Here is a 16,271-nt window from a genome sequence, read left to right on the forward strand (position 1 = left end):
GTCAAGGAGTAGTCACGTGTCCGTCCACCGCGCCCTCGCCGTCGCCACTCTCACGGCCACCGGGCTGCTCACCGCCTGCGGTACCAGCGACGCCGCCACCGACGTGATCAGGCCCGAGGGGCAGAAGGACACCGGGGTCAACATCGGCCCGGACCAGAACCGGATCAGGGGCAAGGAGGTGGCCGCCATCGCCGACCGGGTACCGGAGGCCGTCCGCCGGAGAGGCACGCTCCGGATCGGGGCGAGCGCCGACGCCTCACCACCCCTCGGCTTCTACGCGACCGACGACAGGACCCGTATCGGCTCCGAGACCGACCTCGCGACGCTGATCGCCGACACGCTCGGCCTGAAACCGCAGTTCGACGAGGTGTCCTGGGAGAACCTCTTCGTCGGCCTCGACAGCTCCAAGTTCGACGCCGTCCTGTCGAACGTCACCGTCACCGAGGAGCGCAAGGAGAAGTACGACTTCGCGACCTACCGGCTCGACAACATCGCCTTCGAGGCCAAGAAGGGATCCGGCTGGAAGGTGAAGGCGCCCGCCGATGTCGCGGGGAGGACGATCGCGGTGTCCTCCGGCACCAACCAGGAGAAGATCCTCGTCGACTGGAGCGAGCAGAACGTCAAGGCCGGGCGCGAGCCGGTGGAGATCACGTACTTCCAGAAGGACACCGACTACTACCTCGCGCTCCAGTCCGGCCGGATCGACGCCTATCTCGGCCCGAGCCCCTCCGCCAACTACCACGTCGCCTCGGCCGGCCGGTCCGAGATCGTCGGCACCCTGTCGGGCGGCGGCGACGGCCTCCAGGGGAAGATCGCCGCCACCACCAAGAAGGACAGCGGACTGGTCGGGGCGTACGCCGCCGCGATCGACCACATCATCGGCAACGGTTCGTACGCCGAGGTGCTGAAGCGCTGGGGGCTGACCAACGAGGCCATCGAGAAGGCGGAGATCAACCCGCCCGGCCTCCCCAAGACCGAGAACTGACCCGAGAGGTCCCGCATGTCCGCCAACAGGCCCCTTCACCTGGCCGCCGAGATCGGTGGCCCGCCCCACTACGACGCCGGGCACTACCTCGCCCTCGCCCGGCTCGCCGAACGCGGCGCCCTCGACTACGTCACCCTCGGCGACTCCTTCGCCCGCCCGGGACTCGACGCGCTCTCCGTGCTCTCCCGCATCGCCCCCGACACCGACCGCATCGGACTCGTACCGACCGTCACCACCACCCACACCGAGCCCTTCCACATCTCCTCCGCCGTCGCCACCCTCGACTGGGTGAGCCGCGGACGGGCCGGCTGGAACGTGGAGGTGTCCACGACGGAGGCCGAGGCCCGGCTGTTCGGCAGACGCGCCGCCGCACCCGCCGACGCGCTGTGGCAGGAGGCGGGGGAGACGGCCGACGTGGCGGCCCGGCTCTGGGACAGCTGGGAGGACGACGCCGAGATCAGGGACGTCGCCACCGGGCGCTTCATCGACCGCGACAAGCTGCACTACGTCGACTTCGAGGGCAGCACCTTCTCGGTCCGGGGGCCCGCCATCGTGCCGCGCCCGCCGCAGGGCCGCCCGGTCGTCGTCCTCGACGGCACCGCCGCCGCGGCCCGCGAGCCGGCCGCCCGCCACGCCGATGTCGTCCACGCACGGGCCACCACCCCCGAACAGGCCGCCGCGATCCGTGACGACGTACGCCGCCGGGCCGCCGCGCACGGCCGCGACCCCGACACCCTGCGGGTCCTCGTCGCGCTCACCGTCGATCTGGGGGACGCCGAAACGGCACCGGAACCCGGTCTGGAGAGCGGCCCGCTCCTCGCCGGGCGGGGCTCCTACTTCCGGGGCGGCCCGGTCGACCTCGCCGAACTCATCACCCGGTGGCACCGGGCCGGGGTGGTGGACGGCTTCCACCTCACCCCCATCACCCCGGGACGCGACCTCGAAAGGATCGTCAACGGCACCGTGGCACTCCTCCAGCACCGCAGTCTCTTCCGCACCTTCCACCCCGGTGGCACCCTGCGCGAACACCTGGGGCTCGCCCGCCCCGCCGCCCGGTACGCCCTCGCCCGGACCGCCGGGGAGGAAGCGTGAGCGCGCCGGCCCGGATGCATCTCGCCGCCCACTTCCCGGGCGTCAACAACACCACCGTGTGGGCCGATCCGCGCTCGGAGAGCCAGATCGGCTTCTCCTCCTTCGCGCACCTGGCCAGAACGGCGGAGCGCGGCAAGTTCGACTTCTTCTTCCTCGCGGAGGGGCTGCGGCTGCGCGAGCACAACGGCCTCATCCACGACCTGGACGTGGTCGGGAGGCCCGAATCCCTGACCGTGCTGAACGCGCTGGCCGCCGTCACCGACCGCCTCGGGCTCGCCGCCACCGTCAACGCCACGTTCAACGAACCGTACGAACTGGCCCGCCGCCTCGCCACGCTCGACCACCTCAGCGAGGGCCGCGCCGCCTGGAACGTGGTGACCTCCTCCGACGCCTTCACCGGGGAGAACTTCCGCCGCGGCGGCTACCTCGACCGCGCGGACCGCTACACCCGGGCCGCGGAGTTCGTCGCCACGGCCCGGGAGCTCTGGGACTCCTGGACGCCGGACGGGCACTCCCGGCCGTTCGCGCACAGCGGTCAGCACTTCACCGTCTCCGGGGAGTTCACCGTCCCCCGCTCCCCGCAGGGCCACCCGGTCGTCATCCAGGCCGGGGACTCGGACGAGGGCAGGGAGTTCGCCGCCTCCGCCGCCGACATCATCTTCACCCGGCACGGCACGCTGGAGGCGGGCCGCGTCTTCTACGCCGACGTCAAGGCGCGCCTGGAGAAGTACGGCAGACGGCCCGCGGACCTCAAGATCATGCCCGGGGTCACCTTCGTCCTCGGGGACACGGACGCCGAGGCCCAGGAGAACGCCGCGGAGATCCGCCGGCAGCAGGTCTCCCCGCAGAACGCCCTCCTCGCCCTGGAACAGGTCTGGGGCCGTGACCTCTCCGCGTACGACCCCGACGGGCCGCTCCCCGGGATCGACCCGGACCCGGACTCCGCCATGGTCCAGGGCCGGGTCCGGCACGGCGATCCGTTCGCGGTGGCCGCCCGCTGGCGCGCGGTGTCCGAGGCCAAGGGACTGTCCATCCGGCAGACGGTCATCGAGACGACCGCGCGGCAGTCGTTCATCGGCTCCCCGCGGAGCGTCGCGGCGGAGCTGGCCGCGTTCGTCGCCGGTGGCGCGGCCGACGGCTTCATCCTCGTACCGCATCTGACCCCGGGCGGCCTCGACGACTTCGTCGACCGGGTCGTACCGCTGCTCCAGGAACGCGGAGTCTTCCGCTCCGAATACACCGGGTCCACCCTGCGGTCGCACCTCGGCCTGGCGGAACCGGTATGGAAAGGTTGAACGCATGAGCACGGACGCAGAGCACAACCCGCAGGACAGCCAGGAGGACCGGGACGCCCGGCAGGACTGGCAGAGCTGGCACGAGGAGCGCGTCGTCGCGGTGGCGGCACCGTACGGTCCACTCTCCCTGGCCGGTACCCACTGGCTCTCCGACTACCCGGAAGGGCGAATTCCGGCCGTCCCGGGGCACTGGCGCGAGGACGGCGACGAGCTGGTGCTCACCGCCACTCCGGCCGACGGTCTCACTGTCGACGGCAAGCCGCTGACCGGCGACATCAGGCTCGGACCGGACCGCGGACCGATCGACGCCTCCCGGGTGGAGCTCGGCGGGCGGCGGCTGGTCGTGCTGCGCCGCGAAGGACTCTGGGCGGTCCGTGACTTCGACCCGGACTCCCCTGCCCGGCAGGCCTTCCGGACCATCGAGGCGACGTACGACGCGCGCTGGACGCTGCCCGGCACCTTCCGCCCGTACGCCGCCGACCGCACCGTCCGAGTGGAGAACGCCGACGGGGTCGAGCGGGGCCTCGGACTGGCCGGTGAGATCGCCTTCGAGGTGGACGGCACCGCGCACACGCTCCAGGTTGCGGTCGAGCCCGACGGCTCGCTGTGGGCCGTCTTCGCCGACGCCACCAGCGGAAACGGGAGCTACCGCTTCCGTTTCCTGCGGCCCGCCGCACCGGCCGAGGACGGCAGTGTGCACGTCGACTTCAACCGTGCGCTGCTGCCGCCCTGCGCCTTCGCCGACCACTTCATCTGCCCGTTCCCGCCGCCCGGCAACACCCTCACGACCGCCGTCGCGGCGGGGGAGCGGAACCGTATCGACGCCTGATCCGTCCTACCGGGACACGGGCGTCCCCTTCCCGCCCCGGCAGCCACGGAGCTGCCGGGGCCGACCCGTGTGCGACGCGCACGCGGCCGAAAATGCGCCCTTGCGCGGCTGGTTGACGCCCCCTGATACTCCCGAGCAGCGCTTGTCAGGAGCACGGCGCCCGGAATGCCGGACGTGTTCCTCGACTGCGCCTCACGGGTCCGGCCACCCCACAGGCAGGACCCCCGATTCCCCTCGGGAGGAACGAGAAGTGAGGATCAAGCGCACCACCCCCAAGGGCACCGCGAGACGCAGCAGGGCCACCGCCGTCTTCGCGGGCCTCGTCGCTGTCGCCGCCCTCGCCGTCCCCACCGCCACCGCCGACTCCACCGGTAGCGCCGACTCCACCGGTAGCGCCGACTCCACCGGTACCTACAGCGCCACGCGGCTGACCGCGGCGGCCGACGCCGTGCTCGGCGCCGATGTCGCCGGCACCGCCTGGAACATCGACCCGAAGACCAACCGACTCCTGGTCACCGTCGACAGCACCGTCTCCCGGGCGGAGATCAAGAAGATCAAGGAGTCCGCGGGAGCCGACGTGGGCGCCCTGCGGATCGAGCGCACCCCCGGCAAGTTCAGCAAGCTGATCTCCGGCGGCGACGCGATCTACGCCGACAGCTGGCGCTGCTCCCTCGGCTTCAACGTCCGCAGCGGCAGCACCTACTACTTCCTGACCGCCGGTCACTGCACCGACGGCGCGGGCACCTGGTGGGCGGATTCCTCGCACACCACCGTGCTCGGCACCACCACGGGATCCAGCTTCCCGACCAACGACTACGGCATCGTGCAGTACACCAACAGCTCCATCGCCAAGGACGGCACGGTCGGCAGCCAGGACATCACCAGCGCGGCCGACGCCACGGTCGGGATGTCCGTCACCCGCCGCGGTTCCACCACCGGCACCCACGGCGGAACGGTCACCGGTCTCAACGCCACCGTCAACTACGGCGGCGGGGACATCGTCTACGGCATGATCCGCACCAACGTGTGCGCCGAACCCGGCGACTCCGGCGGCCCGCTCTACTCCGGTACCAGGGCGATCGGTCTCACCTCCGGCGGCAGCGGCAACTGCAGCTCCGGCGGTACGACGTTCTTCCAGCCGGTCACCGAGGCACTCAGCGCGTACGGCGTCAGCGTCTACTGACCCCGGCCCGTACCCGATGTACCGCATGACGAGCCCCTGTCCGGATTTTCCGGGCGGGGGCTCCCGCTCGACCCGCGGCTTTTGAGAGGATGTCAGGACGGTCGGGCGCAGACACGCAGGGGGTTCCAGGTCCGTGAATCGCATCGGAGTGACCGGTCACCGTTCCATCCCCGCGGAGGCCCAGGCGCATGTGCTGGCCGGGATGCGGGCGGCACTGTGCGGCCCGCAGGGGTCCATGGAAGCACTCTCCAGCCTGGCGGTCGGCGCGGACCAGCTCTTCGCCGGCCTCGCGCTCGCCTTCGGGGCGAAGCTGACGGCGGTGATCCCCAGCGGCGACTACGAGGCGTGCTTCGACGACGAAGCCGACCTGGCCCGCTACCGGATGCTCAAGTCCCGCGCGGCCCAGGAGGTCCGGCTGGACTTCGCGCACTCCACCGACGAGGCGTACTACGCGGCGGGTGCCTACATCGCCGACCACTGCGACCGGCTGCTCGCCGTCTGGGACGGCCGCCCGGCGAGGGGGCTGGGCGGCACGGGCGACATCGTGACGTACGCCCGAACCCTCGGCCGGCCGGTCACCGTCATCTGGCGCGAGGGCGTGGAGCGCGCCTGACGCCGGCGGGCGTCGGACTGATGGATGGAACGTCACTGGACTGATGGGCAGTCACATCCGGTGTCTGGCAAGCCAGTCGGTGTGCTCCGGTGAGACGATCCGCTCGGTCTCGAAGACCGCGACCGGCCACTGCCGTTCGGTCAGAGTGGTCTCCATCGCGGCCTGCATGGACTCCAGGTCCTTCTCGACCAGCGAGTGCGCGGAGATCAGCGGGTGGTGGCGGCGCATCTCGTTCCAGGCGAGACAGGCGGCCGCGGCCGCGGACAGCGTCCCGGTCAGGGCGAAGGACCGCGCCGCCCCGAACGTCTGGAGCACACCGAGCACCAGGGCGGGGGTGGTCAGCGCGGCTATGGTGCTCGACCAGAGGAGCGCCCCGCGCCGCGACACCTGCTGGCGCCTGCGGTACCACCGCCGTTGCTCGATCAGCCGGTCCCGTATGTACGTCTCCTTGCGCACGGTGAAGGCCTTGTTCCGTAACTCGCGCATCGACTCCGTGATGAGACCGCCGCCGGAGTCGTCCGGATCGTCGCGGGGGTCGGCCCACCCCACCTTCCGCAGCTCCTGAAGTCCCTCTTCGAGCCGGTTGGCGAACACCGCCTCCGGGTGCGGAGCGGTGGTGTCGAAGGGGGAGCCGTGGACCGCGTACCGCCAGCAGATCGACTTGATGAACTCCGCAGCGGACCGGTTGAGCTGCCAGTGGGACTTCGCCTTGCGGCGGGAGGCGGCGAAGGTCGTGACCAGGACGCCGAAGTAGGCCAGCACGCCTATGGCGTCGAGCAGTTGGAAGGAGCCGCCGATCCGGGTGTGCCAGGGGAGGGCGGCGGGCACGGTGCCCACGACGAGCAGGGCCAGCTGGCCCCGGGTGGTGTTGACCGCTTCGCGCTGGCGTGCGATGGCGATGGCGTCCGTGCGGTGGAAGAGCGCGGGAAGGTCCTCGTTCCTGAAGACCATGGACCGAAGGGGTCCGGGAAGCGCCGTCATGTTCACCCCCGTCTGCAGTTATGAGCATGCTCGATCGCGCCGCCGGTCAGGGCACGCCTCACAGGTCCACGCCCGGCCGGGGCCACGAGAGTAGGGGGGACCGCCGGGGACGGCAATGCCGGCCCTCGGCGCGGAGGGCTTTCCGGATGTGTTCCGGCCACTCTCGTGCGGACTCGCGAAGTGTGGGAAAGTGACACAACTGTGTTGGCTGGTAGGGGAGTTGCCGGGGGGAGTGCCGGTGACTCGCCTCTTGGTGGGGGACGGGGCGATCCAGACGGACCGGAGTGACGGGGACGGCGGCGTACCGCTGTCCGACAACCAGCGCAGGGTGCGCCGCAGCCCCCTGCTGTTCACCGCACCCCTGGTGCTGCTGTGTCTGCTGACCCTCGTGCTGATCTGGGAGGCGGTCCGGGCCAATGTCACGGCCGAGGCGCGCACCGACTGGCCCTGGCGTCTTCAGCTGCTCGACATGGAGGCGCTGGGCAGTCTGCTGGCCGTCGCCGCCGGCGCGGTCCTGGCCAGGGCCCAGTACGCCCGTACGGTACGTCCGTACCTCGGCTGGCGGGGGGCCTGGACGAAGGGCCTGCTGAAGGGGGATCTGTCCGCGTGGCGCGTGGGCATACTCAACGGCGGTCAGCACATCGCGGTCATCGAGGGCTGGGACTGCCGACTGGTCCGCCGAGGTGAACCCGATGCCGCCGACGCGCCGTGGGCCGATGTCTCCGACGTCCTGACCGAACTGACGGCGTCCGGTCTGCTCGTCACCGAGGACTTCCAGCTCATCGCCTTCGGCCCGGGATTCCCCCTGGTGGGCACCGGGGGGTATGAATCGGTCCTGGTGGGCGCCTTCTCGCAGCGATTCGTCGAGCAGGTCGAGGCGCTGTACGTGCGCGTCAGGGTGACCGATGTCGTGGGTGACAGCCATGAGCGGATCCTGGACTGCATGCGCGGCGCGCGGGCGGGCTACAACGCTCCGATCGACTGAGGGCCGCCGGGGTCCGTTCGCGGACGGGACCGGTGCGGGGGAGTGTCCTCGGCGCCAACGGGGCGGTCACGCCAGGACGTTGCCGGGCGATGTGCCGGGAGGGGTGATTCCGGGACACCCGGCAATCCGGGAGTTGCGCGCCGCGGCGGTCCGTGCGTGGACCTCGTCCGGGTCCGCGCACGGCCCCGCCGGGCCGTGTTCCCCGTCACTCGTACCCGACCCGCTCCCACCCCTGCCGCCTGCGGGTTCCCACCTCACCCGGCCGGTCCAGCGCGCACGATGTTCCGCCTGGGGATCCGGGGCGTCAATGACCGGCCGGTCAGCGTGTGTGAGGGGCCGGATGGGAGTAAAGTCATGCCGCCGGACGCTGCAATTATGCAGATACCGGTGGCATTCAAATGTCCGGAAACAATCCATCAAGGACGGCCGTGAAGATCTACGAATCCTCCCCCGCCTTCGCCAATGCGAAGAGTCGTGCACCGCTCGCCGAGATCGACGTCCGGGACGTCGACACCACCAGGAAGGTCAGCCGCGTCTTCGGTGCGTCCACGGGCCGCAACACGCGTACTTCGACCTTCAGTTCGGCGCTCTGAACCGGACCGACAGGTGGCTAGACTGGGGGAATGACAGGACCCCTGGTCCCCTTTCGCGAAATCGTGCTCAAGGTGCACAGCCGGTGCGATCTCGCCTGTGACCATTGCTATGTCTACGAACATGCAGATCAGAGCTGGCGTACCCGCCCCAAGACAATCTCTGACGACGCTATTTCCTGGACCGCCCGACGCTTGGCCGAGCATGCGGCGACTCATGCGCTCTCTTCCCTTTCAGTGATCCTGCACGGTGGAGAACCGCTTCTGGCAGGACCGGCGCGGCTGCGCCGTGTCTGCGAGGAGCTCGGCTCAGCTATGCACGGCATCGCTGAGCTGGACCTGCGGATTCACACCAATGGCGTCCAGCTCAGCCCCCGATACCTCGACCTCTTCGACGAGTTCGGCGTCAAGGTCGGGATCTCGCTGGACGGGGACCGTACGGCGAACGACCGGCACCGCCGCTTCGCGAACGGACGCACCAGCCACCCGCAGGTCCTCAAGGCCGTCGAACTGCTCCAGCGGGAGCGATACCGCCATCTCAACCTCGGCCTCCTGTGCACCGTCGACATCCACAACGACCCCCTCGCGGTGTACGAGGCCCTCGCGGAGCTCGAACCGCCGCTCGTCGACTTCCTCCTCCCGCACGCCACCTGGGACGACCCCCCGCCACGCCCGGACGGATCGCCCACCGCCTACGCCGACTGGCTCCTCGCGGTCTTCGACCGCTGGACGGAGCGGGGCAGGCCGGTGCCGGTGCGGATCTTCTCCTCGGTCCTGTCCAGCCTGAGCGGCGGCCCCAGCCTCACCGAGTCCCTCGGACTGGCCCCCACCGATCTGGTCGTCGTCGAGACCGACGGGCAACTGGAACAGGTCGACTCCCTCAAGAGCGCCTACGAGGGGGCCGCGGCCACCGGATTCGACGTGTTCACGAACTCCTTCGACGAGGTGGCCGCCCACCCCGGCGTCCGGGCGCGACAGCTCGGTCTGGCCGGGGTCAGTGACACCTGCCGGAGCTGCCCCGTCGTACGGTCGTGCGGCGGCGGGCTCTACACCCACCGCTACCGCTCCGACAACGCCTTCGACAACCCCTCGGTCTACTGCGCCGATCTGAAGGCGCTCGTGGAGGGCATCGAGGAGCGCACGGCGGCGGCCACCGGCTCGCCCGCGGTCTCCGAGCCGCGGGAACTCCTCGCGGCGCAGCGGGACCTGACGCGCACCCTGCTCGCGGTGCTCAACGAGGACCTCGGCGGGCGGGGCGGGGAGAGCTGGGACCGGGCGTGGGAACTGGCGGCGCGGGCCGAGGGGACGGCGGCGGGCGCCACCGGACTGGACGGCGTGCTGGCCCATCCGTTCACCCGCGGCTGGCTGCTGGACGCGCTGGAAGGGGTGCGCGACGGGCGGCCCGACGCCGGGCGGGCCGCGGAGCGGCTGGCCTCGTCGGTGGCCGCCGCCGCCGTGCTCGCCGGACACGACCTGCCCGTCCCGGTGGACTACCGGGACGGCCGGCTCTTCCTGCCCACCCTGGGCGCCGTGCGCATCGGCGGGCCGGGGGACCGGGGCACGGCTCTGGTACGCGCCACCGGCGACGGGTTCACGGTCCGCCGCGAAGGGCCCGGCGAACACACGGAGCTGCGGGTCCTCCGCGGCGCCGCGGACAACGCCCACTGGCAGCCGGTGCGCCGGGTGGAGGCGGCCGGGGTGCCCGCCTTCGTACTCGACGATCTCGACCCGTACCGCGACTGCTTCGGCGCCCCCGTCGCGCCGCGGCTCGGGCGGGCCGAGGCCGACGCCTGGGGCGCACGCCTCGCCGCCGCGTGGGCGCTGCTGGAGGAGGCCGTACCGGAGCAGGCGGCCGAGGCGGCGGCGACGCTGACCACGCTGACCCCGCTGGCCGCGGCCGGGGCCGCCGCGGGGCGGCACGGCTACGGGGCGCTCGGAATCGGTGCGGCGAACGACGCCCGGGAACTGGCGCTCGCACTGCTGGGCGGATTCCGGCGGGCGAAACTGCGCGCGCTGGCCGAAGTCACGGATCTGTACGCGTCGGACGGTTCCTGGGATCATTGGTTGCCCTGGCGGGAAGAGTCCGTTCCCTTCTCCCGATTGCTGGCGGAGACCTTCGAACGGGTGGGGCTCGGCCTCTTCGCACCACAGTTCCTCCAGGGCGTACCACAAGCACTCGACATGATCGAAAAAGCGGCCGAACCGACCGTTGACGGAAAGCGGCTGCTGGCCGGAGTCCGTAAAGAGATCAGCGGTACACACGGGACATCTGGGGGGAACAGTCGCAAGCCTGTTCTTGATCAGGAAAGACATGTGCCGAACATGGAGACGGTTGACTGAAAAGCGGCGTTCAATGACCGAACGCCAGGGGGGTGGAGCATGGTCTGCTCCGGAATGATGAATTCGCTCGCATTCTTTCCCTACTCCTCGGATGCGAGTGCTCACACAGGACGGGGGTCGTGTGCACGCATCGACGCAGCAGCGAGCGGCGGACCATCGGCCGTACTTCTTTCTGAGTTACGCACACACACCGGGGTACGGCGGTGGAACGGACCCCGATATGTGGGTCGAAAGGCTTTTTCAGGATCTGTGCGGCCATGTGATGGCCATGACCGATCTTCCCGCGGGCGCACCCGCGGGGTTCATGGACCGGGAGATACGCTCCGGTGAGGGCTGGTCGGAACGGCTCGGCGGAGTGCTCGCCACCTGCCGGGTGTTCGTCCCCCTGTTCTCACCGCGCTACTTCGCCAGCGAGATGTGCGGCAAGGAGTGGTACGCGTTCGAACAGCGCGCCATCCACCACCGGGCCCGCTCGAACCAGCCGGTCGAAGCGATCGTACCGGCGCTCTGGGTTCCGGTGCCTCCCAGCCAACTGCCCGGATCGGCCGAGCGGTTGCAGTTCAATCACCGTGACTTCGGAGACCGCTACGTCAGCGACGGACTCTACGGGCTGATCAAACTCAGGCTGTTCCACCAGGACTACGAACGGGCCGTCTACGAACTGGCCAAGCGCATCGTCAGCGTCGCCGACACGGCGCGCATCGACACCGGACGACCGGTCGACTACCGCATCGCCCCCAGCGCCTTCGGCTCGCCCAGCAGCGGCGTGGGCGCCCCCCGCCCGATGCGGATCACCATCTGCGCTCCCACGCGCCACGACCTGCCCGCAGGGCGGAACTCCGACTACTACGGAGACAACCCGCAGGAGTGGAACCCCTACCACCCGGCCGCCGCGAGACCGCTCGCCTATGTCGCCGAGGAGCTGGTGCGCTCGCTCAACTACCAGGCCGCCATCTCCTCGTTCGACGAGGAGTCCGGGCACCAGGAGGGCAAGCAGTCGCCCAGCACCCCCGAGATCCTCCTCGTCGACCGCTGGGCGCTTCAGGACGAGGACCGGCGGCGCCGGCTCGCCGCCTTCGACGCCGAGAACCGGCCCTGGGTGACCATGGTCGTCCCGTGGAACCGCGACGACCACCAGAGCCGGGCGGCCGAGGCCGAACTGACCGAGAAACTCGAACAGACGATGCCGGCCAAAATGCGGCAGGGACGGGCCTTCTGCCGCGCCGCGGCCAAAGGAGTGCCGAGCATGGAGGCATTCGGGCAGGTCCTGCCCCAGGTGGTCGAGGTGGCCGCCCAGCAGTATCTGCGGCACGCGACGGCCTATCCGCCGGCCACCGGTGGAGGACACAGCGAACGGACGCGACTGATGGGGCCGATGGGCAACACCAGCTTCCTACCCGACCCGAACGACCCTGCGACGCAAGCGGAGGACGTATGACAGCCGGTCGTGACGGGCGCATCGTCACTTTCTACTCGTACAAGGGCGGAACGGGCCGCACGATGGCCCTGGCGAACACCGCCTGGATCCTCGCCGCCAACGGCAAACGGGTACTGGCCGTCGACTGGGACCTGGAGGCACCCGGTCTCCACCGGTTCTTCCACCCCTTCCTCGATCCCTCCACCCTCGGTGCCACCACCGGTGTGATCGACCTGATCACCGAGTACGCGTGGGCCGCGACCAGCCCCGCCCAGCGATCCGACGACTGGCACCGTGACTACGCCCGCATCCAGCCGCACGCGGTCTCCCTCACCCCCGAGGCGCTGGGCTGGGCGTTCCCGCAGGGCGGCACCCTCGACTTCGTCTCCGCCGGACGGCAGAACCGCGAGTACTCCGCGACCGTCTCCACCTTCGACTGGGACAACTTCTACGACCGGCTCGGCGGCGGCCACTTCTTCGACGCCCTGCGCGACGACATGAAGGCCAACTACGACTACGTCCTCATCGACAGCCGTACCGGGCTCAGCGACATCGCCGACATCTGCACCGTCCACCTCCCGGACGTGCTCGTCGACTGCTTCACCCTCAGCGACCAGTCCATCGACGGCGCTGCCTCCGTCGCCCGGCAGATCTCCGAGCGCTACACCGGCCGCCCCATCTCCATCTTTCCCGTCCCGATGCGCATCGACGAGGGCGAGAAGGAGAAGGCCGACGCCGGACGCGCACTCGCCCGGCTCAAGTTCGACCGGCTGCCGCGCGACCTGTCCGGCGACGAACTCACCGCCTACTGGGGCGCGGTGGAGATCCCGTACCGCCCCTACTACGCGTACGAGGAGACGCTCGCCACCTTCGGGGACGAGGCCGGACTCACCAACTCGCTGCTCTCCGCCTTCGAACGGCTCACCACGGTCCTCACCGACCGGCAGATCACCTCCATGCCCCCGGTGGGCGAAGAGGCGCGCCTGCGGATCCGCGACGCCTTCACCCGGCGCAGGCCCGCGCTGCCCGCCGACCTCTTCCTCAGCTATGTGGCGGAGAACCGGATGTGGGCCGACTGGATCGAATCCGTCCTCACCCGGGCCGGCTTCCGGGTCGTCCCGCGCGACGTCTCCGCCGAACGGGGCCCACAGGAGCCCGTCGCCGTCACCGCCGAGAACGCGGCCAGGACCGTCGTCCTGCTCTCCAGCGCCTACCTCAAGTCGCAGCGTGCCGTGGGTGTGTGGGACAGAGCGGTCGCCGAGGACCCCGGCGGCGGCAGGCGTCAGCTGCTGCCCCTCAGGGTCGGGGACGTACGCCTCAGCGCGCCCTACATCGACCGCAACCCCGTCGACCTCTTCCGCCTCGACGAGGTGCACGCCACCTCGGCCCTGATGCGGGCCCTGGACCGGCCGGTGCAACTGGTCGACGGGACGTCACCGGGGCCCCGCTTCCCCGGCACCGTGCCGAGGATCTGGAACGCGCCCCCGCGCAACCCCGGATTCACCGGCCGCTCCCTCGTCCTGGAGCGGATGCGCGACCAGCTCGGCGGCGGCATGGCCGTCGTCCTGCCGCAGCCGCAGACGCTGTACGGACTCGGCGGCGTCGGCAAGACCCAGGTGGCGCTGGAATACGTGCACCGGTTCATGGCCGACTACGACCTGGTGTGGTGGATATCGTCCGAGCAGACCGACGACGTGGTCGCCTCACTGGCCGAACTCGCCGTCCGGCTCGGTGCCCAGGGCGGCGAGGACATGGCCGCCGCCTCGCAGGAGGCCGTCGACCTGCTGCGGCGCGGAGTGCCCTCGGACCGCTGGCTGCTGGTCTTCGACAACGCCGACGACCCGGAACAGCTCCGCCGCTACTTCCCGCAGGGCGGCTCCGGCCACATCCTGGTGACCTCCAGGAACCAGACCTGGTCCCAGCACGGTGACGCGCTGCCCGTCGACGTCTTCCTGCGGGAGGAGTCCATCGAGCACCTCCAGCGCCGCGCCCCGGGACTCGGCGACGACGACGCCGCCCAGGTCGCCACCGCCGTCGGTGACCTGCCGCTCGCCGTCGAGCAGGCGGCGGCCTGGATCGCGGAGACCGCCACTCCCATCGGCGCCTATCTGGAACAGCTCGCCCAGCAGGCACCCCAGGTGCTCGCCCTCAACCAGCCCGCCGGCTACCCGGAGCCGGTGGCCGCGACCTGGAACATCTCCATCGTCCGCCTGAAGGAGCGCTCGCCCGCGGCGGTGCGGCTGCTCCAGCTCTGTGCCTTCTTCGCTCCCGAGCCGATCTCCGCGAATCTCCTCTACAGCAAGGAGATGATCGAGGCGCTGAAGCCGTACGACTCCTCGCTCCAGGAGAAGCTGGTGCTGGGCCGGGTCATCCGGGAGATCGGCCGGTTCGCCCTCGCCAAGGTCGACCAGGTGTCCAACTCGATCCAGGTGCACCGCCTGGTGCAGGCGGTGATCAGGGCCCAGCTCAGCGAGGAGGAGCAGCGCGAGGCCCGGCATGTGGTGCACCGCATCCTGGCGGGCGCGCGGCCCGACGACGACGAGCCGATCGACAACCCGGAGACCTGGCAGACCTTCGCCACCATCTGGCCCCACCTCGGCCCGTCCGACGCGCGCAACTGCAAGGAGCCGGAGGCCCGCAGGCTCCTGATCGACCGGGTGCGCTACCTGTGGAAGCGCGGAGACGTCCGGACCGCGGCCACCCTCGGGGGCGAACTGCGCGAGACCTGGCTGGAGACGCTGGGGGAGCGGGATCTCCAGTACCTGTACCTCTGCTTCCACATCTCCAACATCCTGCGTACGCGCGGACGGTATGTGGAGGCGAAGGAGCTCGACGAGTTCACCCTCCAGCGGCAGCGGGAGGTACTGGGCCCGGAGCACCCGCACACGTACATGACCACCAGCAGTCTGGCCATCGACCTCGGTCTGCTCGGCGACTACGCGCAGGCGATCGAGCTGGCGACCGACGCCCGCGACGGATTCAGCCAGATCTTCCACGACTCGCACCCCAGGACGCTGGCGGCGGCCAACAACCTGGCCCTGAACCTGCGGAGCGTCGGGCAGTACGCCAAGGCGCGCGAGATCGACCAGGACGTCTACGACCTGCGTTCCGACGTGCTCGGCCCGGAGCACCCGTACAGTCTCTCCTCCGCGATGAACCTGGCCCGCGACCTGCGCGAGGTCGGACGGTACGAGGACTCCGTGGGGCTGCTCAGCCGCACGTACGACAGTTTCAAGCACACGCTCGGCCGGAGTTTCCCCGCCACGCTCAGCGCCGCGAAGAGCCTGGCGGTGTCGCTGCGCAGGGCGGGCCGGCTGGAGGACGCCCACCGGCTGACGGTGGCCACCCGCGCCAGGTACCGGGCGAAGTACACGATCGCCAACCCCGATTCGCTGGCCTGCGACCTCAACCTGGCGGCGGACCTGTTCGCGGCGGGCGAGGCGGCCGAGGCCAGGGACACCGCCCAGGAGGTCGTCGACCAGTACATGAAGGTGCCGGGGGAGAAGCACCCGTACACCCTGGCGGCCCAGAACAATCTCGGCATCTATCTGTCGGGCACCGGGGAGGTGGACCAGTCGGAGAAGGTGCTGACGATGGTGGTCGCCTCGATGCGGGAGAGGTTCGGCCGCGAGCACCCCAACACCCTGTTCTGCGTGATGAATCTCGCCGGCACGACCGCGGACCGGGGGAATCTCGCCCTGGTGCTGGAGACCGAGGAGCGATTGACCACGCAGCTGCGGGAGGCCCTGGGGGCACATCACCCCGAGACCCTGGCCATGATCTCGAACAGGGCGGTCACCCTCGACGCGCTGGGCCGCGAGGACGAGGCGGTGCAACTGCGTGCGGAGGTGGTCGCCGAGCTGTCCCGGCAACTCGGGGACGACCATCCGCTGACCCGGATAGCCCGTGACGAGCGCCGGTTCCGGCGCGAACTGGAACCGCTCACGGTGTGAGCCGGACC

The 16,271-nt window shown here is 70.4% G+C and carries 12 protein-coding genes; 11 read left to right on the forward strand and 1 reads right to left on the reverse strand.

Annotated features, from left to right (window positions below):
• Positions 1–16 precede the first annotated feature (16 nt).
• The 6 genes from A6A29_RS41175 to A6A29_RS41200 all read left to right on the forward strand — a co-directional run bounded on the left by A6A29_RS41175 (position 17) and on the right by A6A29_RS41200 (position 5,997).
• Positions 17–985, forward strand: coding sequence for an ABC transporter substrate-binding protein (locus A6A29_RS41175; RefSeq protein WP_073729015.1), 969 nt, complete (start codon positions 17–19; stop codon positions 983–985).
• Positions 986–1,000: 15 nt separating this feature from the next.
• Entirely contained in the window at positions 1,001–2,077 is a 1,077-nt protein-coding gene (locus tag A6A29_RS41180; protein ID WP_073729017.1) for an LLM class flavin-dependent oxidoreductase, read from the forward strand.
• 14 nt (positions 2,078–2,091) lie between these two features.
• Positions 2,092–3,372 carry an NtaA/DmoA family FMN-dependent monooxygenase gene (locus A6A29_RS41185; protein WP_073729019.1) on the forward strand — a complete coding sequence of 427 codons (1,281 nt, stop codon included), beginning with the start codon at positions 2,092–2,094 and terminating at the stop codon, positions 3,370–3,372.
• 4 nt (positions 3,373–3,376) lie between these two features.
• A complete protein-coding gene (locus tag A6A29_RS41190; RefSeq protein WP_073729021.1) occupies positions 3,377–4,201 on the forward strand; it encodes a DUF1684 domain-containing protein in 825 nt (274 codons plus the stop codon).
• Positions 4,202–4,451: 250 nt separating this feature from the next.
• Positions 4,452–5,384, forward strand: a complete 933-nt coding sequence (locus A6A29_RS41195) for a S1 family peptidase (RefSeq protein ID WP_073729023.1) — start codon at positions 4,452–4,454, stop codon at positions 5,382–5,384.
• Between the two features lie 133 nt (positions 5,385–5,517).
• Positions 5,518–5,997, forward strand: coding sequence for a hypothetical protein (locus tag A6A29_RS41200; protein WP_073729025.1), 480 nt, complete (start codon positions 5,518–5,520; stop codon positions 5,995–5,997).
• Between the two features lie 51 nt (positions 5,998–6,048).
• Here A6A29_RS41200 and A6A29_RS41205 read toward each other — a convergent pair whose 3' ends face one another.
• On the reverse strand, positions 6,049–6,948 hold the full coding sequence (locus tag A6A29_RS41205; RefSeq protein ID WP_073729027.1) for a DUF4231 domain-containing protein: 900 nt from the start codon (positions 6,946–6,948) through the stop codon (positions 6,049–6,051).
• Positions 6,949–7,216: 268 nt separating this feature from the next.
• Between A6A29_RS41205 and A6A29_RS41210 the strand changes: the two genes are divergently transcribed.
• The 5 genes from A6A29_RS41210 to fxsT all read left to right on the forward strand — a co-directional run bounded on the left by A6A29_RS41210 (position 7,217) and on the right by fxsT (position 16,263).
• Positions 7,217–7,963 (forward strand): hypothetical protein, encoded by a 747-nt coding sequence (locus tag A6A29_RS41210; protein WP_241838851.1) that lies wholly within the window; start codon positions 7,217–7,219, stop codon positions 7,961–7,963.
• A gap of 428 nt (positions 7,964–8,391) precedes the next feature.
• On the forward strand, positions 8,392–8,556 hold the full coding sequence (gene fxsA / locus A6A29_RS41215) for an FxSxx-COOH cyclophane-containing RiPP peptide (protein ID WP_073729029.1): 165 nt from the start codon (positions 8,392–8,394) through the stop codon (positions 8,554–8,556).
• Between the two features lie 30 nt (positions 8,557–8,586).
• Entirely contained in the window at positions 8,587–10,893 is a 2,307-nt protein-coding gene (gene fxsBH, locus A6A29_RS41220; RefSeq protein ID WP_073729031.1) for a radical SAM/SPASM protein FxsBH, inactivated beta-hydroxylase extension form, read from the forward strand.
• Positions 10,894–10,984: 91 nt separating this feature from the next.
• Positions 10,985–12,331: an FxsC protein gene (gene fsxC, locus A6A29_RS41225; protein ID WP_158074510.1), complete on the forward strand. Its 1,347-nt coding sequence runs from the start codon at positions 10,985–10,987 to the stop codon at positions 12,329–12,331.
• Entirely contained in the window at positions 12,328–16,263 is a 3,936-nt protein-coding gene (gene fxsT, locus A6A29_RS41230; protein ID WP_073729035.1) for an FxSxx-COOH system tetratricopeptide repeat protein, read from the forward strand. The genes fsxC and fxsT overlap by 4 nt, the downstream gene beginning before the upstream one ends.
• The last annotated feature ends 8 nt before the right edge of the window (positions 16,264–16,271 follow it).

The organism is Streptomyces sp. TSRI0281, assembly GCF_001905125.1.
Taxonomy (GTDB): domain Bacteria; phylum Actinomycetota; class Actinomycetes; order Streptomycetales; family Streptomycetaceae; genus Streptomyces.

Bases quoted from the DNA above. Each gene is read 5' to 3' on its own strand.
- A6A29_RS41180 (WP_073729017.1), top strand. From the start codon at position 1,001: ATGTCCGCCAACAGGCCCCTTCACCTGGCCGCCGAGATCGGTGGCCCG.
- A6A29_RS41185 (WP_073729019.1), top strand. From the start codon at position 2,092: ATGCATCTCGCCGCCCACTTCCCGGGCGTCAACAACACCACCGTGTGG.
- A6A29_RS41190 (WP_073729021.1), top strand. From the start codon at position 3,377: ATGAGCACGGACGCAGAGCACAACCCGCAGGACAGCCAGGAGGACCGG.
- A6A29_RS41205 (WP_073729027.1), bottom strand. From the start codon at position 6,948: ATGGTCTTCAGGAACGAGGACCTTCCCGCGCTCTTCCACCGCACGGAC.
- fxsBH (WP_073729031.1), top strand. From the start codon at position 8,587: ATGACAGGACCCCTGGTCCCCTTTCGCGAAATCGTGCTCAAGGTGCAC.
- fsxC (WP_158074510.1), top strand. From the start codon at position 10,985: ATGCGAGTGCTCACACAGGACGGGGGTCGTGTGCACGCATCGACGCAG.
- fxsT (WP_073729035.1), top strand. From the start codon at position 12,328: ATGACAGCCGGTCGTGACGGGCGCATCGTCACTTTCTACTCGTACAAG.